25 protein-coding genes and 1 pseudogene are annotated in these 22,826 nt (G+C 41.5%); 15 read left to right on the top strand and 11 right to left on the bottom strand.

Features of this window, described 5'->3' with window-relative positions; all coding sequences use genetic code 11:
- Window positions 1-37: 37 nt before the first annotated feature.
- Window positions 38-2,278 (bottom strand): glycosyltransferase family 2 protein, encoded by a 2,241-nt coding sequence (locus V7L31_RS27550; protein WP_334699191.1) that lies wholly within the window; start codon window positions 2,276-2,278, stop codon window positions 38-40.
- A 324-nt stretch (window positions 2,279-2,602) separates the two neighbouring features.
- Here V7L31_RS27550 and V7L31_RS27545 point away from each other — a divergent pair, with 324 nt between their 5' ends.
- A complete protein-coding gene (locus tag V7L31_RS27545; protein ID WP_334699190.1) occupies window positions 2,603-3,322 on the top strand; it encodes a DUF4079 domain-containing protein in 720 nt (239 codons plus the stop codon).
- 166 nt (window positions 3,323-3,488) lie between these two features.
- On the opposite strand, the gene V7L31_RS27540 is transcribed toward V7L31_RS27545, so the two are convergent.
- The 4 genes from V7L31_RS27540 to V7L31_RS27525 form a co-directional block, all read right to left on the bottom strand.
- Window positions 3,489-4,667, bottom strand: coding sequence for a hybrid sensor histidine kinase/response regulator (locus tag V7L31_RS27540; protein WP_334699189.1), 1,179 nt, complete (start codon window positions 4,665-4,667; stop codon window positions 3,489-3,491).
- 105 nt (window positions 4,668-4,772) lie between these two features.
- Window positions 4,773-5,219 carry a response regulator gene (locus tag V7L31_RS27535; protein WP_334699188.1) on the bottom strand — a complete coding sequence of 149 codons (447 nt, stop codon included), beginning with the start codon at window positions 5,217-5,219 and terminating at the stop codon, window positions 4,773-4,775.
- Between the two features lie 53 nt (window positions 5,220-5,272).
- Window positions 5,273-7,507, bottom strand: a complete 2,235-nt coding sequence (locus tag V7L31_RS27530) for a sensor histidine kinase (RefSeq protein WP_334699187.1) — start codon at window positions 7,505-7,507, stop codon at window positions 5,273-5,275.
- Window positions 7,508-7,877: 370 nt separating this feature from the next.
- Window positions 7,878-8,075 carry a hypothetical protein gene (locus V7L31_RS27525; protein ID WP_292842639.1) on the bottom strand — a complete coding sequence of 66 codons (198 nt, stop codon included), beginning with the start codon at window positions 8,073-8,075 and terminating at the stop codon, window positions 7,878-7,880.
- Between the two features lie 271 nt (window positions 8,076-8,346).
- Between V7L31_RS27525 and V7L31_RS27520 the strand changes: the two genes are divergently transcribed.
- Entirely contained in the window at window positions 8,347-8,844 is a 498-nt protein-coding gene (locus tag V7L31_RS27520; protein ID WP_334699186.1) for a GNAT family N-acetyltransferase, read from the top strand.
- 234 nt (window positions 8,845-9,078) lie between these two features.
- On the opposite strand, the gene V7L31_RS27515 is transcribed toward V7L31_RS27520, so the two are convergent.
- Window positions 9,079-9,696 (bottom strand): class I SAM-dependent methyltransferase, encoded by a 618-nt coding sequence (locus tag V7L31_RS27515; protein ID WP_334699185.1) that lies wholly within the window; start codon window positions 9,694-9,696, stop codon window positions 9,079-9,081.
- A 242-nt stretch (window positions 9,697-9,938) separates the two neighbouring features.
- Here V7L31_RS27515 and V7L31_RS27510 point away from each other — a divergent pair, with 242 nt between their 5' ends.
- The 5 genes from V7L31_RS27510 (at window position 9,939) to V7L31_RS27490 (ending at window position 14,623) form a co-directional block, all read left to right on the top strand.
- Window positions 9,939-10,226 (top strand): Mo-dependent nitrogenase C-terminal domain-containing protein, encoded by a 288-nt coding sequence (locus V7L31_RS27510; protein WP_334699184.1) that lies wholly within the window; start codon window positions 9,939-9,941, stop codon window positions 10,224-10,226.
- A gap of 287 nt (window positions 10,227-10,513) precedes the next feature.
- Complete coding sequence (locus tag V7L31_RS27505; protein WP_334699183.1) at window positions 10,514-11,188, top strand: response regulator transcription factor; 675 nt, start codon at window positions 10,514-10,516, stop codon at window positions 11,186-11,188.
- Between the two features lie 438 nt (window positions 11,189-11,626).
- Complete coding sequence (locus V7L31_RS27500; RefSeq protein ID WP_334699182.1) at window positions 11,627-13,846, top strand: FUSC family protein; 2,220 nt, start codon at window positions 11,627-11,629, stop codon at window positions 13,844-13,846.
- A 131-nt stretch (window positions 13,847-13,977) separates the two neighbouring features.
- On the top strand, window positions 13,978-14,268 hold the full coding sequence (locus tag V7L31_RS27495) for a BrnT family toxin (RefSeq protein WP_334699181.1): 291 nt from the start codon (window positions 13,978-13,980) through the stop codon (window positions 14,266-14,268).
- Entirely contained in the window at window positions 14,234-14,623 is a 390-nt protein-coding gene (locus V7L31_RS27490; protein ID WP_334699180.1) for a helix-turn-helix domain-containing protein, read from the top strand. The genes V7L31_RS27495 and V7L31_RS27490 overlap by 35 nt, the downstream gene beginning before the upstream one ends.
- Window positions 14,624-14,812: 189 nt before the next feature.
- Here V7L31_RS27490 and V7L31_RS27485 read toward each other — a convergent pair whose 3' ends face one another.
- Complete coding sequence (locus V7L31_RS27485; RefSeq protein ID WP_334699179.1) at window positions 14,813-15,097, bottom strand: hypothetical protein; 285 nt, start codon at window positions 15,095-15,097, stop codon at window positions 14,813-14,815.
- A gap of 14 nt (window positions 15,098-15,111) precedes the next feature.
- Here V7L31_RS27485 and V7L31_RS27480 point away from each other — a divergent pair, with 14 nt between their 5' ends.
- Window positions 15,112-15,261, top strand: a complete 150-nt coding sequence (locus V7L31_RS27480; RefSeq protein WP_334699178.1) for a hypothetical protein — start codon at window positions 15,112-15,114, stop codon at window positions 15,259-15,261.
- 290 nt (window positions 15,262-15,551) lie between these two features.
- Window positions 15,552-16,991 (top strand): hypothetical protein, encoded by a 1,440-nt coding sequence (locus tag V7L31_RS27475; RefSeq protein WP_334699177.1) that lies wholly within the window; start codon window positions 15,552-15,554, stop codon window positions 16,989-16,991.
- A 68-nt stretch (window positions 16,992-17,059) separates the two neighbouring features.
- On the opposite strand, the gene V7L31_RS27470 is transcribed toward V7L31_RS27475, so the two are convergent.
- The 4 genes from V7L31_RS27470 to V7L31_RS27455 form a co-directional block, all read right to left on the bottom strand.
- Window positions 17,060-17,224, bottom strand: coding sequence for a hypothetical protein (locus V7L31_RS27470; RefSeq protein ID WP_334699176.1), 165 nt, complete (start codon window positions 17,222-17,224; stop codon window positions 17,060-17,062).
- Between the two features lie 139 nt (window positions 17,225-17,363).
- Window positions 17,364-17,525 (bottom strand): hypothetical protein, encoded by a 162-nt coding sequence (locus V7L31_RS27465; protein WP_334699175.1) that lies wholly within the window; start codon window positions 17,523-17,525, stop codon window positions 17,364-17,366.
- A complete protein-coding gene (locus V7L31_RS27460; protein ID WP_334699174.1) occupies window positions 17,522-17,776 on the bottom strand; it encodes a hypothetical protein in 255 nt (84 codons plus the stop codon). Before V7L31_RS27460 ends, V7L31_RS27465 begins: the two co-directional genes overlap by 4 nt.
- A 90-nt stretch (window positions 17,777-17,866) precedes the next feature.
- The gene (locus V7L31_RS27455; protein WP_334699173.1) at window positions 17,867-18,091 is read right to left on the bottom strand and encodes a DUF433 domain-containing protein; all 225 of its coding nucleotides are present in this window, start codon (window positions 18,089-18,091) and stop codon (window positions 17,867-17,869) included.
- On the opposite strand from V7L31_RS27455, the gene V7L31_RS27450 reads away from it, so the two are divergent.
- The 6 genes and pseudogenes from V7L31_RS27450 (at window position 18,090) to V7L31_RS27425 (ending at window position 22,804) form a co-directional block, all read left to right on the top strand.
- Window positions 18,090-18,338, top strand: a complete 249-nt coding sequence (locus tag V7L31_RS27450; protein WP_334699172.1) for a hypothetical protein — start codon at window positions 18,090-18,092, stop codon at window positions 18,336-18,338. The two genes, V7L31_RS27455 and V7L31_RS27450, sit on opposite strands and share 2 nt — an antisense overlap.
- A 139-nt stretch (window positions 18,339-18,477) precedes the next feature.
- Window positions 18,478-19,482, top strand: coding sequence for an LLM class flavin-dependent oxidoreductase (locus V7L31_RS27445; protein WP_334699171.1), 1,005 nt, complete (start codon window positions 18,478-18,480; stop codon window positions 19,480-19,482).
- Between the two features lie 182 nt (window positions 19,483-19,664).
- A complete protein-coding gene (locus tag V7L31_RS27440; protein ID WP_334699170.1) occupies window positions 19,665-21,131 on the top strand; it encodes a DHA2 family efflux MFS transporter permease subunit in 1,467 nt (488 codons plus the stop codon).
- Between the two features lie 51 nt (window positions 21,132-21,182).
- The gene (locus V7L31_RS27435) at window positions 21,183-21,932 is read left to right on the top strand and encodes an SDR family NAD(P)-dependent oxidoreductase (RefSeq protein ID WP_334699169.1); all 750 of its coding nucleotides are present in this window, start codon (window positions 21,183-21,185) and stop codon (window positions 21,930-21,932) included.
- Between the two features lie 334 nt (window positions 21,933-22,266).
- Window positions 22,267-22,470, top strand: a complete 204-nt coding sequence (locus tag V7L31_RS27430) for a hypothetical protein (RefSeq protein WP_334699168.1) — start codon at window positions 22,267-22,269, stop codon at window positions 22,468-22,470.
- Window positions 22,424-22,804, top strand: a pseudogene (locus V7L31_RS27425) (type II toxin-antitoxin system PemK/MazF family toxin). The gene V7L31_RS27430 and the pseudogene V7L31_RS27425 overlap by 47 nt, the downstream one beginning before the upstream one ends.
- Window positions 22,805-22,826: the final 22 nt, after the last annotated feature.

Raw genomic sequence — 22,826 nt, 5'->3', positions numbered from 1 at the left:
TTGGGAAAATTATTCAGTACTTGAGAAAACTAAAATTTCAGATTTGAGAAACTGTCATCGCTCTTACATCTACTTTTTTATCAAATAGAATTCGTGGTTTCAGGAAAATTTTAAATATTAATAATAACGAATGTAATTCTCCTGGTGCATTCTGGCGCTTCCACTGTCCAGGACGACAAAAGAGCATTTCTACAAGGCGGCGATGTTGATTTAAACTTACTGATTTAAACCTAAGCCGCACTGTGAAGGATTCATCTTTAAACCCAGTACTCACAAGCTCACCAGTTAGCCATAAATTTTCTTCTATAACTTCTATATTTATTAGCTGATGGGCAAATAAATTGATGGGTAACTTCTGAGTCAGAGCAATTTCAACACCTGCTTCCGAAATCATTGTGGTTACACCCCACAAATTCTGATTGCCAACTCTTAACTGCACTATTCGCCGCAAATTAAACCATTCATACATATCTGCTTTTGGTGCATCTATTAAAATTAAAATGGTGATACCAATCATAATTAAATTATAAATACTCCATAGCCAACCTAAATTAATACCTGTAGTTTTTTGCGTAGTTTCTGGTGCAATATTTAGATTTAGCCACAAACTAATAGCAGTAGCAATAAACAAAATGATGAGAGGTATGGCTAAATTCCAATTAAAAGTATAACGATTTTTTACTATACCTTTTGGTGTAACTTGAAATCCTTTTGCAAAAGGATAAATCATCACTTGTAGGGTATTTATTGCCAAAGGAAAACAGATTATTAGTGAATAAATATCTGAGAGCAAAGCTGAACAAGAACGATAAGTTAGCCAAGCAAATGTTGCTAAATTCACTAAATAGTAAGGCAAGAAAAAAAATAATAATTCTCCTGCTGTTGAACGGATAGGAATCACATGGAAAAATGAATATGCTAATGGGATAAGCAGAAAATAAATACGCGAAATATTGCCAAACCAATATAGCAATGCTGCTAAAGAAGCTAATCTCTGCATAAGAGTTAGCCCAGGAATTTTTAAAGGATTAGATTTAATAAATAGTGCCTGGAGTGTACCTTGTCCCCACCTTAATCGTTGAATTGCATAGCCGACGATATTTTCTGCTGCTAAACCAGCGCTTAACTTTTCGTTTAAATAAACTAAACGATAGCCTTGAGCAGATAAGCGAATTCCTGTGAAATAATCTTCACTTAAAGATTCAATTACAAAACCCCCAACTTCCTCTAAAGCACTTCTGCGAACAACAAAGGATGTACCAGCACAGATTGCACTACCTGAAGAATCACGACTTGTCTGAATTTGCCGATGAAATACTTCTGCTTCATGGGTGAGAACATTTTCTAAACCTAGATTACGGGCTATGGGATCAGCATTATAAAAGCTTTGAGGTGTTTGTACAATGGCAATTTTTGCATCTTGAAAAAATCCAACAGTGCGAGTGAGAAAGTTATTAGTAGGGATAAAATCAGCATCAAAAACTACGATTAATTCTCCATTAGTTTTAGCGATCGCATGATTCAAATTACCTGCTTTTGCATAACTATTATCAGGTCGCGTTAGATAATAACAACCTAATTCTTCTGCTAAATCTCTCATTTCTAAACGATTAGTATCATCCAAAAGATAGACTTTTTTACTTGCATAATTTAGGGCTTGACAACCAATAATTGTCCGCCGTAGTATAAGAACTGGTTCGTTATAAGTTGGTATAAAAATATCAACAGTTGGTACAAAGCTACCACTGAGTACAGCTAATGATTTCATGTCTGCTTCTCGGTGACGTTCTTTGATATTCAACATAAAAAATAGCTGTATAGTGCTATTGACAATCACTAACATCTCTGCAAAAAATAACCCTAGACTAAATACCCCATTTAACGGATCTACCAAATTTAAGCTAGAGAGCGATCGCCACACAACATACCGCAAAGTTAAAATGATTAACATTCCCACTATTAACCGTTGCGACCAAATCCGTGGTATTGGAGATATTTTCATCACAACAAACACAGTTAACAAGCATCCAACAGTGGGTAGCAGTAAATATTTACCTTCTATTCTTGGAATTTTTAACCACATTGGTGGGTGCATTTGCCAGTAATTGATTTGAGCAAAAATTCCACTAATTCTATCTTCACCAGCAAACCATCCTGCTATAATGATGCCAGAAAATAAAACAATGACTAATAAAATCAGCGTTGCTGTGTGGAATTGAATAACTCTCTTAGAAACAGTATTTGGAGCTGGTTGATAGCGAAGTTTTGATCCTGACATTTTATTTACCCTTTATCACCTAAAACTATTTTGGAAAAAAGTATTTCACCAGATTTTTTTAACGGATTTTTTTGAAAAAATGTTACAAAACATTTCTAATAATACTTTATCATTAAAACTTACTATGTGCTTCTTAATACATAACTTATGTCTTTTAGAGTCATAATCTTTTATAAGATATTCAAATATTGGCTTGATTAAAATCAGCTAAAAATAATAGAAATGAATATTAAACAAATTCTCATCTCAAATTAATTTAAATGATGGTACGATGACCTAGATTATCCTTTGAGATGAATTCAATGATTCATTTAAAGGTGTTGTATGCAAATAACAGATTTTCTTAGTCTTGTACATCCAGCGATCGCAATCATATTCGTGTTTCCACTCATCGGTACAGTAGTGAATTTTGCTTGGCAAACACGGCAACGCCGATTGCAAATTTTAGCTGGGAGTAAGAGCAAAATTCCTCCCGTAGTGGGTGGAGAACATAAGCAGTTAGGTGAAAAACTAACAAGTGCAATTGTCGGATTAACTTTAATCGGATTAAGCTATCCTATTGGCAAAAATATTATCAAAAATCAATTGTGGAATAAAACACCTTTTCAAGTTGTTTTTATCCTATTAATTTTTGCTGCCACCATCGCCTCTTTAGTATTTCTTTATCGGGCAAAGCAACGGGTATGGCGGGGAGTTTTTGCAACTTTAACTAGTGCAGGTTTAGTCATTTTAGGCTGTCAGGATGGAGTCTATCGCCGTACTAATGAGTGGTATTGGTCACATTATTATATTGGAATTACCGCAGCACTGCTGATGATTTTTTCATTAGCAATTGTTCAAGATATTTATCAAGATAAATCCAATCGCTGGCGTGTCATTCATACGATTTTAAACTGCATTGCTTTATTACTGTTTATTGGACAAGGCATGACAGGCACACGAGACTTATTAGAAATTCCTCTGAGTTGGCAAGAACCCTATGTTTATCAGTGCGATTTTGCTAATAAAACTTGTCCAACGCCAAATCCCCAAGTAGGAAAATAGGGTGAGGAATGGGAGAGAAATCAATTCAAAATTCAAAATTAAAGACTTCTGCCCAATACCCCTCAGGAGTGCTGAATGGGGAAGAAGCAAGGGAGCAGGGGGAAGAATTTTCCCCTCCGCCCCCCGCACCCTGCCCCTCTGCTTCTTTTCAATGCCCCATGCCCAATCATTCCAGTGGTAAAGTCACAATTACTGTTGTGCCAATACCCTGCTCACTTTCTAATTGAATATGACCACCATGTAACTCCACACATTTTTTAACTATAGTGAGTCCTAATCCTGTTCCTTGAATTACACCTACATTACTGGCACGATAAAAGGTTTGAAACAGACGGGCTTGGTCTTTGAGGGGAATGCCCATTCCCCTATCTCTTACCTGGAAAATTGCAAAGCGATCTTTGCAAATCAAATCAAACCAAATAGTGTTATGTTGAGGGGAATATTTGATGGCATTAGAAATTAAATTAGTTAAGATACAATTTAGTAGGTCTTCATCCATTTGGGCTTGAGTAGATTCACCTTCACAAGTAAAGATAATAGTGTGCTGACTACCTGCATTAATTTGAAGAATATCTGTGAGTTCGCTGCAAAAATTTTCTAAATTTAAAAGTGTAGGTTTATATTCGAGTTTTGCTGCTTCTGTTTTACTCAAAAACAATATCTCATCTAAGAGATGAAGCATTTGGTTTATAGCATTTTGTATACGATCAAAATATTTAGTTCTCCGGTCATCAGTTAGTTTATCACTGTTATATTCCAGGATATCTACAGCTGTCCGAATTGTAGTCATAGGGGTGCGAAACTCATGAGAAACCATTGCAACAAAGTTTGACTTTAACTCGTTGAGTTCCTGTTCTTTTGCTAGGGCTTGACGGGTACGTTCTTCACTTTCCCGTAGTTGGTTAAGAATTTCGCTCCTTTCAATGGCATAGCGAATAGCACGCACTAGCCTTTGTATAGTGATTTGATCTTTAACGAGATAGTCTTGTGCGCCTTCTGCTAATGCTTGCATTGCTAAGTCTTCATCATCAAGACCTGTTAGCACCACTACTGGAATATCGGGTACTGCTGCCCGATATTCTTTCAACGTATCCAATCCAATAGAGTCTGGGAGGCTGAGGTCTAACAAAACTAGGTCGAATCTGCGTTGTCTTCGACTCACTAGCTGAGAATTATCAAGGGTGAATGCGGAGTTTTCTCTACTAGCATCTATTGCCTCAGATAGCCGTTCAACATGTAACATCTGCCATTGTTCTTGATATGCATGTAAAAATATCCGGTGTAGTAGATGGGCATCAGTAGCACTATCTTCTACTAATAGAATGTGAATTGTGAGCTTTTCCATAGTACAGGGTTATATCAATTTGTTAGATAATCACCTGATTTTCTATTTGTTAGACAGGAGTTAATTGTCTAGTTTTATAAGTAACAGTTGAAATTTCCAACCCAGTTATTTTTGTGGTAATGTTGCCGCTATCAGCCAGAAATCTTTGATCAGCTGCACAACTTGAATAAACTGGTAGATATCAATGGGTTTTGTGACATAGCAATTAGCACTGAGGTTATAGGATTCTAGGATATCCTGCTCATCAGTTGAGGTAGTGATTATAACAACAGGAATAGACTTGAGATTTGGGTCTGATTTGATTTCTGTTAACACTTCACGCCCATCCATTCCTGGAAGATTTAGATCGAGTAAGATTAAATCTGGACGGGGAACATTAGTAAACTCTTCTTGCTCCCGTAAGTAGTTAATAGCACTTTCACCATCTTCAACCCAATGCAAGTTGTTGGCGATTTGAGCATTTGAAAAGCCTTTGATGGTTAGGTTTGCATCACTAGGAGAGTCTTCAACTAGCAAAACTTCAATAGGTCGAAATGCTGGACGATGAATCATGCAGTTATTAGAGAGTTATTAGGCGGATGTGCAGTATATATACTAAAGATACCTTAATTTGCGTTGAGAGTAAGATAGAAAACTGTTCCTACGCCTGGTTCCGACTCAGCCCAGATGCGACCACCATGCCGCTCGACGATTTTTTTGCAGATAGCTAGACCAATGCCTGTACCAGGAAATTCTCGGCGAGTATGAAGACGGCGGAAAACCTCAAAAATCCGCTCAAGATACTGAGACTTAATACCGATGCCATTATCCTGTACCCAGATGAGCCATTCGGAATGGGGAGTGGGGAATGGGGAGTGAGGAGTGAGGAGTGGGGAGTTAGGTTTTTCTTCTGCCTCCCCTGCCTCCCCTGCTTTTCTAAGGATGGTGCCAATATGAATCTGGGGTGGCTCTTTTCGGCAAAACTTGATAGCATTGCCGATCAGATTTTGGAATAACTGCACCATTTGGGTTTTGTCTGCGTACAACTTTGGCAAAGGTTCATGAGTGATGATGGCTTTGCTTTGAGCGATCGCTACATGTAAATTATTAAGAGCTAGATTGAGTGCAGTATTACAGTCAACAAGGACAAATTCTTGACCGCGAGTCCCCACGCGAGAATAAACTAGCAAGTCTTGAATCAACTGCTGCATCCGCTTTGCGCCGTCGATAATATAACCAAAGTATTCTTGAGCAGACTCATCTAGACGGTCTTGATATTCATTTTCTAATAATTGGGTATAGCCTGCCACGGCTCGTAATGGTTCTTGTAAATCGTGGGAAGCCACATAAGCAAATTGTTCTAACTCTTGGTTAGAGCGTTTTAATTCCTCATTTAGCTTTTGTAATTCCGCTGTCCGTACCTGTACCTTGATTTCTAATTCCTTATTAGCCTTTTGTAGTGCAAGTTGTGCAAAGTTGCGATCGCGCAGGGCAATTTGTTGTTCTGTAATATCGGTGTGAGTACCTACCCACTCTTGAATCTTGTCATTGGCATCCAGAACGGGAACTGCGCGCGCGGCAAAAAATCGATAGCTACCATCTGCAACCCGTAGCCGATGCTCATTAAAATAAAGATTTTTGGTTTTTAGTGCCTGAGTCCACAACAACTCTGACAACTCCCGATCTTCAGGATGAATTGCATTCAGCCATCCCCACCCCTCGATTTGAGCATCACTTTGCCCAGTCAAGGCTATCCAAGACGAAAAGTCTTTTGGCATCCCTTTCGTATCAGCTATCCAGACAGCTTGAGAAGTTGCAACCACCAGTGAACGATAGCGTCTTTCATTCTCTTCTAGGGCAATTTCTGCAAATTTTTGGCGAGTTATATCTTGAAAAAATACTGATACTCCTGACGGTGAGGGGTACATACAATATTCAAACCAGCGCTCAAACGGTGGATAAAATTCCTGCATCTGAATGACTTGCTGTTCTGCCAAAGCCTGGAAATAGGCATGATAAAACTGATATTCCACAGCTTCGGGAAATACTTCCCAAATGTTTTTGCCAATTAAGTCTGCGGGGTGATAGTTGAATATTTGTCCTGCCCTCTGATTGATGTAGGTGCAGCATGAGTTGCGATCGAGGGCAACAAAGGCATCTGTAATAGTCTCTAAAATATCTGCCAGTTTTGCTTTTGCAGCTTGTTGTTCCAGACGAATAGCTTCTTGGGATAAAGCCTGGTTAAGACGAATTTGCTTTTGCAGTAGTAAGTAAACCACAATTAGCAAAAGGAAACTTAAAACATACCCTAGACTTAATACAATTAATACCTGGCGAAAAAGATCATCTGTAGTCGCTATCCGCCGTTGCAATAAAGTTTTTTCTTCATTGTGCATTGCCTCAAGTTGTTCGCGGATCTCTATACTCCGATCTGCGATCGCTATTTGAGTTGACTGATCTAAACTTGCTTGCCCAACCAAATCAATAGATTGTTCAAGCAAGGAAAATTTCTGTGCAATCAGAGATTCCAGTGTATCAAGCCGCCTTTGTTGGCTAGGATTATCACTACTTAGCTGTCGAATGACTTTAAGCACCTCATAAACCTTCTGCTTCTCGCCTTGATAAATTTCTCGGTAAACTGTGTTTTTCGTAAGAATATAACTACTTCGCGCGCTCTCAGCATTACTGAGACTGATATGCGTATGATCTATGGCTTCTATCACTTGATGAGTATGAAATACCCATCGCTTTTCTTCCGTCAACCTTTGAATACTTAAGTAAGAAGCTGTTCCGACGCCACACAATAGCAGTAATGCCAAGCTAAAACCGCCTGGAACCAATTTTTCTAACAGTTTTTTCATGGAATACTCGCAAAAGTGTAGCTAATAAATCACATCAGTTTTAACTCTAATAGCAAGCTTATGACGATGCTATAATCAAGCAATACAGTATTATTACGTAGATATAGTTATATATTTAAAACTATATTTATGTTGCTATATTAAAGCTTCTGATTGCGATACCTGCGGTTAAAGACTTCCAAAAAATATCCTATCGTTTTGACGGCAGGGGGCAGGGAGAAAGAAAATCGGATGTTGTTGAGTTTGGTGACACAAAAAAATGAGTGGATAATTGTGGTTGTTAGACCATATATCCACCCAAAATTTACTGTATTAGGATTACAACAAAAGACCCCACGAAATGATTAAAACTTAGGAGAATTCAAATCAATTAACGTGACTCAGTTCCTTGATTGGGACTACCTGCTACAGAATCTTCTCCTGGTGCTTCTGGAGTAGCAGTAGGTTTAGCATCACTCTTTTCAGCATCGCCAGTTTTGCGGATACTTTCGTCGATAGGGGTTTGGTAGCCACCAGAAGCGGTAGGTGTACTTTCTTGATTGTTAGATTTTTCTTGTTGTTCAGCCATGATTACATTCCTGATTATTTATCGTTGGGACTATCCTAAAAAATTAGGCGTGTGAGTGCATCTATCCAAAATCTAGTTATGGCTGATTCTTTTCTCTATCGTAAGTATTGTTTTTTTTATTTGGTGCTGGGTAAGAGCAAGCACCATAATTTTTCGATTCTACACCCAGTCCCCAATCCCTAATCCCCAGCCCCCTTTACAACATTCTCTAAGTAAATAAAGTTAATAATATGATGTGATGATTGCGATCCCAACTATCAAAGTATAATTAATGAACCAGAGCAATCTGTCGTTACCATCTGGATGTGTCCTTCGTAAGGCAACCTCTGCCGATCAGTGGTCAATTCGATTGCTGGTATTCTCAGCAAAACTCGACCCAACTCAATTAAATTGGCAACAATTTTGGATAATTGAATGCCATGAGAATCTTATAGCTTGTGGACAGCTACGTAACTTTTCAGGGGCGCAAGAACTTGGTAGTTTGGTTGTTGCATCAGCTTGGAGAGGTCAGGGTTTAGGTACTTTCTTAACGCAGCATTTGATTAATACAGCAACGCAACCACTTTATCTGGAATGTTTAGGTCAGCGACTAGCAGAGTTTTACAGTCGCTTTGACTTTGTGCCAATATCTTTTGAAGACTTGCCACAATTTCCCAAGACAAGAGGATTATCTACGCTCCAGGGAAAATTTAGATTCTCGCAACTAGCTAAAAAGCTGCTCAGAGTTCCTGTGGTGTTTATGAAGTATCAAGGTCAGGCTAATTCGTAATTCGTAATTCGTAATTTGTAATTCGTAATTTTAAGATATGTAGAATAAGGCTTGATACAAGATGTTCCCGACCCTCTAAGTAAGTCGGTCTAATAAAACCAAACTGTGTGAATAAAAGTAAACAAGGCTCAAACCCTTTCTTCCCCTGCCCCCTGCCCCCTGCCCCCTGCTCCCTGCCTTATCCCAACGATAATTATTTACGCCGACCTACTTACTCTCCCTCATTCCCCATTTTCAAATCGGGGGTTTCGCAAAAATTGTTAGCAAGACAGGCCCTAGTAAATAATGGTGATTCAAACACAATAGCCCAGCAGAGGAGCCAAGAAGTTGACGTTGATTAGGGCTGTAGAGTCTAATTCCACGGGGAGAAACTGGCAATAATTGAGGTTCTGTTTCTTTTTTAGAAGTAATGTCAACTAAATAAAAGCGTCCACCAGGAGAAAGTACCCGTGCTATCTCACTAAGCACCTGTTTTGGTTCCAAATAGTGCAAGAAGCTGATAGTGCTAAAAACAGCATCAAACTGACTATCACCAAAGGGAAGAGACTCAGCTTTTCCCTCAATATAAATTAAACGTGGACGGTGGCGGTTACTCTGTCTTGCTACCCGCAACATATTAGCAGACAAATCCAATCCAGTAGCTTGCAAGTCGGGAAACTGAGTAGCAAGCCGCTCAAGTAAGCGGCCAGTACCACAGCCGATATCAAGTACATTTGCTGGCTCTGGTAATTCGATGTACTCCAGTAAGCGTTTGTGAACGGCTCGATAAAACACTGAAGGAAAGAGCCAATCGTAACTTGGTGCCCATCGGTCAAAAAGTAGCTTTTTATTACTGAAAAAGTCATTAGTCATTAGTTTTCGCAGCTTCCCTAAAGCTGGATGCTTTTTTAGGGTGAGTTTAGCTGCGCCTCCAAGAATTTGTTTAACAGTACAAGTTAACTATAGCGGTTCTGAATTGTTTGTAATACTGGGCTTTTGTAGTAGCGTGGCAAGCAAAAAATAGTGCATAAAACTACAGAACCTAAGCGTATATATTTATAGAGGTTCAAATATAACAAACTCAATCTAGTTTGAAATTATCAAGGTGAAAAATTATGACAAACTTTATTCAAATCCAGTTACACAATGATCTACTGCACCCAGTCCGCGAGTGGTTGGAAACTATAGAAATTCATCACTCCCAAGTGGCTCATTTTCTGTGCAAAGCTATTCCTGCCCAGTGTCCTTTTGAGCGAGATATCACGCTGTTTGGTCGGAAGCTATTGCATATTCCACCGATGTGTAAATTAAATCCTCTATACGAAGAAGTGGTTGGTTTGCGTTTTAAAGCGCTCTGTTATCTTGCCGATGAATGCGGTGAAGATGTCACAGCCTATTGTTAATCGGTTGTTGTATCGTTCTTTGATCGAGCAGCGATCGCTAATTGCAGACTTACGGTTGTTACTTACTCAGGTTTATACTAAGCTAACGTACACCTAATTAGATGTTTGGCTATTACAGCAGTTTTCATGTATTTGAACTACATCTGTCGTAAGGGCACAGCAATGCTGTGCCCTTACCGCGTGGTCTATTTACCTTGAAAATAGCTGTAAGTAGCTGACACCTCGAAGACAGTGTTTCCAGACCGTATTATTGCTTACCGTACCCTGCTGAAATCATTAACATTATCATGACGCACATCTTACTGGTTGAAGATGAGGTCAAACTGGCACGATTTGTCGAATTGGAATTGAATTATGAAGGCTATCAAGTCAGTATTGCCTACGATGGATTAACTGCACTCACCGCAGCGCGTGAGTTACATCTGGATTTAGTAATTTTAGATTGGATGTTGCCTGGTTTGTCGGGGTTGGAAATTTATCGCCCCTTGCGAAATATTATTGATAAAGTGCCAATAATTTTATTAACCGTCAAAGATGAAGTGAGCGATCGCATTGCAGGCTTAGATGCTGGTGCTGATGATTACCTCGTTAAACCCTTCAGCGTTGATGAATTATTAGCTAGAGTGGGCACTCACCTCCGAAGAAGCTACCAAGCAGATGCCACAGATGTTTTAGAATTTGAAGACCTGAGTTTAAATCGTCGCACGCGAGAAGTATACCGAAATCAGCGGTTAATTGAGTTAACTGCTAAGGAATTTGATTTACTAGAATATTTATTAGCCCATCCGCGACAGGTAATTACCTGCGATCGCATTTTAGAGCAAGTCTGGGGTTATGACTTCATCGGCGATGCCAATATTATAGAAGCTTACATTCGCTACCTGCGCCTGAAACTTGAAGCCAATAACGAAAAATCCCTCATTCAAACTGTGAGTGGTGTTGGCTATGTATTGCGTGATTGAATTGGGCATTGGGCATTGAAAAGAGGCAGAGGGGCGGAGTGCGGAGGGGAAAACTCTTCTCCTCCTGAAATCTAATTAACGAATAATTAAGGATGAATTATAAAGCGGCAAAATATGCATCCTAATATTCAGTTTTTGGAAAAGCTTTTACTGCACACGATGAATTAGAATAAACCTGAATATATCAGAATATTAAGAAAATTGAGATAAAACAGGAGTCAGAATTCAGAATTCAGAATACTCTACCCATAAAGGGATAGAGTTTTCAGGCGAGAATATTTTAATTTTTTTCGCCCACCTATTACGTGGTTTTAACCAATATTCATTACCCACTCGTACAGAATTCAGTATGAATTCTGACCGGAGGCGGAGCGTCTCCGGCTCCGCTCTTGAGTTCTGAATTCTTCTTATAAAAATTTTGTTTTATTAACAAAAACAATGCTGTTGAATCGAAGTAATTTCCTCAAGTTTCTGATCCAGTCAGAGCCGGGAAAACCAGCAATATCCAATGGCTTGCGAGCAGTGTTAGGGTTGGGGGTTCCCATGCTAATTGGGCAACTGATCGACCAAAGAGAAAGCGGATTATTGGTTGGTTTAATGGCTTATTTTGTTAACTTAGCAAATGTTGGTGGCCCTTATCAAATTAAAGCTAAGGCGATGGCACAGGCGACTATGGGAATAGCTGTTTCAGTATTTGTGGGGACTCTAGTCGCTAAAGTTCCATTACTAGCTGTGGTGCTGACGTTTATTTGGGGACTTGCTTCAGGTTTTGCGTCGCTCTATGGTAATGCTGGTGCAAATGTCGGTCTGGTGGTAGGGATATCATTTATTACCACGATCGCACAACCAGGGGACTTAGAAACTGCACTGATGCGATCGCTATTATGTCTAATTGCAGGTGGATGGGCGATGCTACTTTCCTTAGTAATGTGGCCCTTTAGACCTTACGATCCACTAAGGGTAGCTTTAGCTGATTGCTTAAATGCGATCGCTAACTACATTCAAAAATTTGTAGATAAAGTGGCAACACCTGAAAGTATTCTCGAAATTAGAAAGGCATTAGAGACAGCACGCACTACTTTAGGGACATTACGGATTGGACAGCCGGCTCGATGTTGGATAAATGAGCAGTTTTTGGTGCTAATTCAAGATGGCGATCGCTTGCTTGGTTCAGTGATTGCCTTAACAGAGTTACTAGAAACTCACTTCCAAAATCAGCAATATCACGCAGTCCAGCAGTTAGTAGACGATGCCCTCCCAGAAATATCAGTCATTCTTCAAGCTATAGCGAAAGTTATATCTCGCAAGTCTGCTAGCGTCGATCTCGGAAATCTTCAGCGCCTCATGGATGCACTGAAGGAACAAGAAAGTCTGCAAAGAAAAGCAATTGCTGGGAGTGAGACAGACTACACAACTCTCGTTGCTCTCAGTAACCTGGTGCTAACGATTGAAAAGCTGATCAAGCAATTGCAATACACGGCTCAGACAGCTAAATCTCTGGAAGATCGTAGTAAAATTAGTAGTCGCAGAGATGTAGATCGACTTCTTGTAGTTGAAGACGAACAGCGATCGCTCTTAAGCTTACTCAAAGAAAACCTCACCTTAGACTCAGCAATCTTTCGTCATGCTCTTCGCATTGGTGTAAGTCTGGCTGTAGGCGTAATATTATACAGCGTTACCAATTTACCAATGGGGTATTGGGTAACACTGACAATCATGCTAGTCCTTAAACCGAACTTGGGTGCAACTTTCCAGAGGTTTTTTCAGCGAGTTGGCGGGACTATCTTGGGAGCTATCTTAGCTGCTGTCATACTTGCAACCGTTACGAGTAAGGTTGTATTAGACATAATCATTTTGCTGACAGTATTTTTTGGCATTTCCCTGATCCGTTTCAACTATGGGTATTCAGTAGTTTTCTTATCAATATTTGTCTTACTGATTATCGATATTGGGCATCCCATTGGTTGGCAATTTGCAAGCTTTCGGGTATTAAATACATTAATTGGCGCGGGACTGGCTTTTGCAAGTCATTATTTTATCTGGCCCAATTGGGAACGCGATCGCTTACCCAGTCAACTTGCCACAGCGCTACGAGAATGTCACAAATACTTTAGCGATGTGATGGCTGTTTACCAGGGTACAAAGGAGCGTGACTCTACCATTATCAGTCAACGGCGACAAACTGGACTGGCAATTGGCAATGCCCAAGCTTCCTTTCAAGGATTGCTACGCGAACCGAAAATGCACAAAGAATTAGTAGAACCAGTGATGACGCTGCTGCTGTACATAGGACGTTTTACTAACGCTGTCACAGTTTTGGCAGTACATCTCGAACATTTTCGAGGAACAGTACCACTCCCAGAATTAGAAACCTTTGTTCGCCAAGTTTCGATAATGTTAGAGCAGTTAGCTGATGCAATACAGCAAGAAATTTCCCCACCGCCCTTACCTGACTTGGAAGAAACGCTGCAAAAAATCCAACCGCACCTGCAAGCACTGCGTACAGCCCGGATAGAAGAGTTAGCTGTGAATCAAGGACATACACCGATTCGTCAGGCAGTCATTGATTACAGCATATTAGATTTGGAGATCGATCAGATTGTGCGGCGATTGACTGCAATGCACTCGGCGATGATACGGTTGATATCAAGTAAATAAAGCATATTTTTATCTCCCACCGTCCTTTGAGGTGTGTGGCTTGTCAACTCAGTCTTCCTGGGTGATTTCGTCATACATTAGTCAAACTCTAGTTACAGTAGACAGTTGACAGAACTACTGGTATTCCGTACATGATGCAGAATGCAGATAATTTTGAATGGGACAAGGACAAGGCGGTTGTCAATTGGCAAAAGCATGGTGTTTCATTTGAAGAGGCGATTGGAGCGTTTCGTGACCCTTTCGCCGTTGAGAGAGTGGATGACCGCATGGATTACGGCGAAGAACGGATAAACCTTATCGGCATATATAATGGGATAATCCTCCACGTAACCTACACTGAACGTAGTGACCTTATCCGGTTAATATCGGCGCGCAGAGCAACAAAACATGAGAGAGAAAACTACTATCGCCAGAATGCATAAGGACGGGACGGTGGTTGAAATATTACCGGATGGTAGTGAACGCTCCATTTCCCGACAGCCTATGCGTCCCATGACGGAAGAAGAAGTTGTAGCTGCTGCATTCAGCGACCCTGATGCTATTCCTATGACGGAAGCACAGATACAAAAGGCTCGCCGTGTTCCTCGTGTCAAGACAATGCGCCGCGCCTTGCAACTGACGCAGGAGGAATTTGCAGCGCGTTACCATATCCCCCTTAGCACTCTACGGGATTGGGAACAGGGACGCAGTGAACCTGACCAGACAGCACAAGCCTATCTTAAGGCGATCGCTGGGAATCCTGAAGCAGTTTACCAAGCATTACACTCCCGCACTTAGAAACCTTTGTCCGCCAAATTTTGCTCCTGTTAGAGCAGTTAGCTGATTCAGTATTAAGTTTTAATTTGAATCTTCCAGAGACTCACAACACTCTCAACCCAACTTCCAAGATCAGCGTAGGCGCAGTCCCCGCAGGCATCGCAAAAGCTATTTCGGGAGTCGCCAAAATAGATATTGAGACAGCAATTGCTATTTTGGCGATTGCACTACAATGTTTGATGAGATTCCATTGTCTTGAAAGACACCAACAAATTGTAGCCAGGTAGGTGGTGAAACAGAAAGTGGCACATTCCAGGAAATAGCTTCGATGTGGCTGAGTCGTTCTAAAAAGGTGGCTTGCAGTTGGGCGATCGCTTCTTCCCGTGTTTGTGCAACGACAATAAAGTTGGGGAACTCAAAAATAGATGCGGCAAACTGACCATTTTTGAGGGTTTCTATTAGGAGTGTTACCTTCTGGTTGAGATTGCGATACATTCAGATTGATAACCATGTTTGAAACACTTAAAGTGTCTTTCTCATTCTACCGTCAGAATGAAGCATCCGAGTGCGATCGCACTATTTCGGCGATCGCTTTCAAGACAGTAGCTAGGAGAGTGGCGATCGCCACTCAAATTGGAGCAATTTTGTTATTTCGTTAACCCACCCTACGAAAGCTGCTATGCACTCAGCAATGATATGGTTAATGTCAGGTAAAAAAAGCACATCTAATTAAGATATGTAAAATCACTGGATTAAATCTAAAGGAGCATTGTATTGTCACTTTGGATATTATTCAGTCTATTAAAGCTTCAATATGCGATCGCTCCGTTTGATTTTTATTGGTATCATTACTTTTCTATTTGTTACAAATGTTGTTTTTCTGCGAAGGATTGTCTCTGTTTTGCTCTGTGGCGTTCTTAGCTTTAACTCAAACAGTTGTTATAGCTTTTTGAACAAAGACGAAATCGTTAATGCCGCCGTACCGCCGAGTACTACTGTCCTAGCTTCGGATGATTCTAGCACTTCTCAGAAGGACGAACAGAAAATTGCGGGTTGGTTCGATCTGCCCAAAATTCCTATTTCAATTCCTGGTATACCTGGTGGAAATCCTTTAGAGATAGCTAAAAATGCCGTTATTAAAGAGATTGGGGAATCAGTTGGTGTTGGTTCACCGTTACTACTAGACCAAAATACTGCCTATCCAGATGTTTCTGATCAAGTCAAAGATTTCCACCCACAGAAATTAACGATTACTTCTGCTGAAGACCTAAAAACGCCTTTACCACCGGGGGATTACAATCTTGATGTCATAGCTTATTGCACCCAATTTTCTATTCATGCGCCAGGGCGAGGGCTATCCTATAAACTTGCTCCCTTGAAAGGAAAACAAGCACCTGCAATCGGTGCTTTGCTATCCCGTGGTACTCTGCAAAACATTGCCCCTACTACACTGAATGCAAATGCTTGGCGGATTCAGGCAGGCCTACCATTGAAACAATGGCCGTCACAAGATCAAGCTTTAATTCACAAGCTGATTCCTGAGTATGAAAAAGGACTAGAAGGGGACTACCTGCAACAGATTGAGAATACCTACAACCAATACCGCTTAGTTCCTGGTATCCCTTCCTTCAATGACCTGCTCACACAATCTGGAGCGCCTGGACAACTTGTACTGCAACTACGACAAGCACGCCAAACCCTTGCTGATCAAACAATTTCTGCCGAACGCCTACCCGATCTGCTTTATGACCCAACAGGTGATGGGCTACCGCGTGTGCTTCCAGCAGCCAAAGATTCATCACCATCGCCTTGGGCAGAAGTGCAATCTGGTGTCTTTGCTCGGTTTACTGTTATTGAAGGAAACCTTGGACGAAACCTGTTAGAATTTCGAGTCACTCCCAAAGCAATTGCAGCAGTTAATGATTCTGGTACAATTGCTATAAAAAGCTTGAATAAAAGTCCAAAATCCAGCAATGTGTTTGATACTATGATTTCTCAGGCACGTTTCGTTGCTCCAACCTTGCCTTGGCAAGAGCATGATCCACTGCGTTCGTGTGAATTGAGGCTTCTTTTTCCAGCTCCTGGGTTAACTGATGGACCACTCTCAAATGTTCCTACAGTCATTCTTAGCAATTGGATTAGAACCCAAATTAATCCAGAGAAATACTCAATAACTAACTACACTCTTCCAGGACATATTTTCTATCCGGGTGAAATTAGGAGAACTGTTATCGACACTGGAAGTGCAATTCAGATTCAGACAATTGGTGAAGGAGTTGGTGAGTATAAAGAAATGGACGTTATCATTAGCAAGGAATTTTTATGGGATGAAATTGATAGGCATCTTCGTGATGACGTTCAATCTGTCTTAAGCCTGAAGAAAAATTAACTACTGAACCACTATGATCGCCTACCTCGTAGATTAAGTTGATGTAAGGAAACCCAATATTCATTAGCTCAAACAAAGTACGATCGCCCTGATTCTATATATCTGTAAAATCCAGCAAGAGCGATCGCGTAAAAGCACAAAACAATGACACGGATTCCATTAATAGAAGCCCAAGATTCATTAGCTGAAACAAAGTGCGATCGCTTCCTATTTAATTTTTTCACTATCATCATTTAATGATTTTTCATTGAAATACACTGGAGATGTCTATTAGCTGAAACAAAGTGCGATGCCTGCGGCTGGCGTAGCCATCGCTCTACAAAATAGTTTGCTCAAAGGAGCGACCGCTCTGATTCTCGATACCTGTGAAATCTATTGCCAGCGCCGAGGCATTTCTTGCAGAGAGGCGATTGCTTTAATTAGCCCTTGATACCAGGGTTGGGCACGCTCGGCTGTAGTAAACTGAGTAAAACTTAAGAATGCGGCATCCGCTTCGGCTTTCGCAATGCTGGAGAAATCAATGCGGTACGTCATGCTTCAAGAGACAAACCATATTTCTGGTTTTGTTCAGCAATGAAGTCCTCTAAACTCGAAAATTGTCCTTGCTTAAAATCATCAAGCCCACGTTGGATTCCCTTTAAAGCTTCAAAAAAATCTTGATCGTCCAAACTCAGCCCTAAAGTCAGAACCGCTAAGGCCATTTGCGAAATATCTTGTCCAGTACTTTCAGTACGCTGTCGCAGCAGCGCCTCAACTTTCGGTGGCAGATCAAGCGTAATGGACATTGTTAGTTTTACCTTAGTAATACTGGTTTTATTATAGCCATGTCTACAAAATGGTTTGCTTACAGGAGCGATGTCTACGACGGGCTACGCCTACGCACTGTCGCCAGACTTTGCGATCGCTTCCAAAACTTGCAATGCTGGTGTTTTCAGATGGGGAAAGTCTTCCAGAAACTCAGCTAAACCTGATTCACCTTCTAGGTAATCAAAAAAGGTTTGTAAGGGAACGCGTGTGCCAACAAAGACAGGAACTCCACCCATAATTTCTGGATCGGTATGAACAATCTCTTGACGATCGAGAATTTGTTGGATTTTCATGACGAGTCCACTGAATCGAGTTAATGAAATCCTAGCACTCGATCAGCCGCGATCGCCTAATCTCATAGCAACTATCTTCAAAGTCAAGCGATCGCCAGAATCAGGCAGAATTGGCTCAGGCGATCGTTATCGAATTATCATCGTTACTCAAACAAAATACCGCAGCTACGCCCGTCGTAGACATCGCTCTGCAACGTGGTTTTTCTCTAGAGCTTGCTTCTTAGAGTTGTCTATGATAGTTTGCTAACTAGCATAAAGTACAGTATCTCTATCAAGTTATCGGATTATGGGGAACATTATCGTTGATATAGCTGAAGGAATGCGCTCAGGACTCAGCACTCAATACTGAATAGGGTAAACCCAACTATTTGCAGAGGGTAATCATAATGCAGATTGGACTGTTCCACCAAATGTGGGCTACTCCTAATATTGAAGACCGGGAATTTTTTGCTCAGACGATCGCTGATGTGCAATTAGCTGAAACACTGGGTTTTGAATCCTGCTCTTTTGGAGAGCATCATTTTATCAGAGAACGGCCTTTTTATGGTCGATTACCAGTTCCAGAAGTCTTCATTGCTAGGCTAGCAGGGGAAACGACCCGAATTAAACTTGGCACAGCAATTAAAATTCTCACCTTAGAAAGTCCACTACGTTTTGCAGAATCCGTATCTTTGCTGGATTTATTAACTAATGGCAGAGTAATGTTTGGACTAGGCCACGGAAGTCCTGCTGATATGGAACATACTGGCTTCAGCCAAGAGGAAAAACATCGAATCTTTCGTGAGCAACTTCTGGAAGTTCTAGACTACCTTTCACCCCAGCGACAAGGCTCTCAAATTACACCACTACCCCGCCAAGGGTTAGGAAAATTGTTTTGGTTAGGAGTACGCGATCGCGAAACCATAGTCTTAGCTGCTAAACTTGGTCTCAATCTATTAGTCGGACAAGGGGAAGGAGCATCTGCTCAAAACATCTATAGCGATATCTATCGACAAGCCGGTGGGACTGGAGCATTGCGAGGATTTCGGCTAGTATACGTTGCCCAAACAGATGCCGAAGCTCAAAAGACAGTTGCCTCATCAGCCGAAGTATTCTTCAGCCTCAGAGAAAAGTTACCAGCATACACAGAAGCACAACGTCAAGGACGCATCCCCCCAGGGCCGCCAAAAGACTTAGCAGATATGTTGAAGCGCATTAATTACATCGTCGGTTCTCCCGAAACTGTTGCCGCACAACTTAATGAGTATGTTGCAGCCACTCACATAGACCGCTTGGGAATCAAGATTCATCTGCCAGGACTGGCGAATGAACATATCAGGCGAACAATGAAACTATTTGCCCAAGAGGTTGCCCCCAAGGTGCAGTTATTAAAACAACCACAGGCAGTCTAAGCAATTCAAAATTCCCAATAAATCAAACTATAGTAGTCATCCTGGCTCTTGAATCCATACTTTCTTCAGCAAGGACAAACTGATCTTTAGTTTTCTGAACTTGGTAGCAAGGACATCACTTTACAATGAATATACGTATGCAAACTATTCATAAACGTAAAATCAAAGGCGGAGGCTAAACATTGGCACAATTCCAAGCAGAACCTCTGGCTTTATCTGGCTCTCAAAAAAATTGGGTCTTACTCGGTGTCGGACTTGGGGTGTTCATGTCTACCCTAGATGTGGGCATCATTAATGTTGCTTTACCCACATTAGTACAAGCCTTTGGCACGAGTTTCCCTACGACCCAATGGGCTGTATTAAGTTACCAGTTGGTCAGTTCCGGTTTAGTTTTGGGAGCAACGCGTTTGGGGGATATGTGGGGCAAGAAATCCTTATACCAAGGGGGACTTGTTCTGTTTACTTTCAGTTCGCTGTTGTGTGGTTTTGCACCTAGTATTGAGTGGTTGATTGGCTTTCGGGCACTTCAAGGACTAGGTGCTGTGTTTATATCTGGGCTTGGTTTAGCAATCATCACAGAAGTTTTTCCCTCTTCCGAACGAGGTCGGGCTGTTGGTGTCATCGGTAGTGTAGTGTCACTAGGAATTGCTTTTGGCCCTTCTGCTGGTGGACTGCTCTTGAGCTTGTCAGGCTGGCATAGTATATTCTTCATCAATATACCGCTAGGAATCATCGCTAGTTTCTTAATAGTTCGCGTAGTGCCACCTTCTGAACGCGTTGAGGGCAAACAGAAATTTGACTTTTTTGGAGCTATATTGGCTTTATTGACCCTCGGTAGTTTTGGGTTGGGTATGACGCAAGGGCAAAGCCAGGGCTTTACCAGTACTAATGCTCTGGTATTATTAGCGATCGCAACTCTAAGTTTCATTACTTTTTTAGTAGTTGAAGCGATCGTAGAGCAGCCACTACTAGAACTGCATTTGTTTCGCAATCTTCAGTTGAGTATGGGTTTGCTGAGTGGCTGGCTAGCCTTTACTGTCATTGGTGGTTCGTTACTCATCGTCCCTTTCTTTCTAGAGGGAGTCAAGCAATATCCGACGATAAAAGTGGGGCTACTATTAGCCGTATCGCCTGTACTGAGTGGATTAATTGCCCCCCTGGCTGGAACACTTTCAGACCGCTTTGGTGCTAGATTGATCAGTTCAATTGGGCTGGGGCTGATGATTGGCGGCTGTCTGGGGATCAGCACCTTTGATGCTCAAATTACTGAGCTAGGCTATATATCGCGCTATTTTATTTACGGTATTGGACTGGGTTTATTCCAATCGCCTAACAATAGCACTGTTATGGGATCAGTACCAAGGGAACGACTAGGGATTGCTTCTGGGTTGCTGTCTTTGTCACGCACCTCAGGAAACACCGTAGGAGTTTCTCTGATCGGAGCAGTATTTGGAGCCTTGATCGCTAGCATGTCTGCGGGTGCAGATGTCTCTGTTGCCCCTCCTGATGCGATCGTTGCAGGGTTCCAAGGGACTTTTCGCTTCGCAGCCATAATACTGAGTGTGGCAGCAGTTGCATCTGTTTTGAGGATCGGGCAGGGGGGCAGAGGAGCAGGGGGGCAGGGGGGCAGAGGAGCGAGGAAAGAATAATTAATGCCCAATGCTCAATGCTTGATTATCAATTATTAAGGAGTTAAATAAATGACAGGTAAATTAGAAGGAAAAGTAGCAATTATCACTGGTGCATCGGCAGGAATTGGAGAAGCAACGGCGATCGCTTTGGCTTCAGTTGGCGCAGCAGTAGTACTCGCGGCTAGACGTGGCGATCGCATTCAGGCGTTAGCAGAACGGATCGAAGCTAGTGGCGGCAAGGCATTGCCCATTGTCACAGATGTGACTGATGAAACCCAGGTAAATAACTTGGTGGCCAAGGCAAATGCCGAATTGGGAAGGGTTGATATCCTTGTTAACAATGCAGGGATTGCCTTACTCGGCACTATTGAAGCTGGAAATAGCTCAGACTGGCGGCGATCCTTTGACCTGAACATATTAGGATTGCTATATGCTACTCATGCGGTTTTGCCTCTGTTGAAGGCGCAAAAATCGGGGCATATAGTCAATATCTCCTCAGTGGCCGGGCGGACAGCGCGGGCGGGAATTGGTGTTTACAATGCTACCAAATGGGGTGTTAATGCCCTGTCTGAAGCATTGCGTCAAGAAGTCCACAAAGACAACATTCGCGTCACCATCATCGAACCTGGTTTGGTGGATACGGAAATTGACAACCAAATTACCGATCCTGTTGCCAAACAACAGATTCAAGAACGACGCAAGTCAATTCAACCTCTGCAAAGCGAAGATATTGCAGCTGCGATCGTTTATGCACTGACCCAACCACCGCACGTTAATGTCAACGAAATTCTCATCCGACCAACGGGACAAGAACACTAAAGCTAAAGGTTTTGTTGAAGAGCTATAGCATTTCCCTTATATCGCAAGGTATAGGGGACTTCTAAATAAAAAAATATTCCATTAACTCTTGTGGGGTGGGCGTCTCGCCCGCCATATTATAGACTGGGCGCTCATGTTGCCCACCCCACAATATTGGATAATTTATTTCTTGGAGTTCCCTAATATTGTAACTCCCAACCTACAATTTTTTTGCAACATTTTAGCCTTGCCACGCCACTACGAGTGCGATCGCTTTATAATTGAGATATCTACGAAGGGCATAGCTGCGGCACTTTATGTCATACATTGAATATAGTTAGCAGTTGGCAATTCCATGAATATTCGTCAAGAACTTCTAAGTTTGATTGAACAACTGAGTGATGAGCAGTTATCACCATTACTTGATTTAGCTCTTTCTTTCAAGAATGGCGAAAAATCTGTTAATCCTGCTGTTGAATCTCAGGCTTATCAGGATTGGGTAAGCTCTGAAAATGATATTTACGACAAAGTATTTGCTGATGAGCTTACAGCGCGGTGATGTTGTGTTGTGTCGAGTCCTCATGCCTTCAACCGGATTGGCACAGTTTAAAGTTCGCCCTGCTGTTGTAATTTCGGCAAATCAATTGAATCAAATTCTTGATGATTTGATGGTTGTGCCTTGTACTTCCAACACTAATCGCCCTTTAACTGTGACGCAATACTTAATAACGGGCGATTAAATTGCCAGTGCAGGTATTAGAGTTGAGTCTGTAGTTCGCTGTGAGTCAATTTTTACATTAAACAAATCTATGATTCTCAGAAAGCTGGGTTCTCTTTCCTCTGAGACAATTAATCAGGTGAATTTTTGTCTAATAGCGGCTTTGGAATTATAAACAAAACCAGACTTTTGTCTCA

It is taken from the genome of Nostoc sp., assembly GCF_036916655.1.
GTDB lineage: Bacteria > Cyanobacteriota > Cyanobacteriia > Cyanobacteriales > Nostocaceae > Nostoc.
Note: the sequence above shows the minus strand (reverse complement) of the source record. Positions and strands in the feature narration are given on the sequence as shown.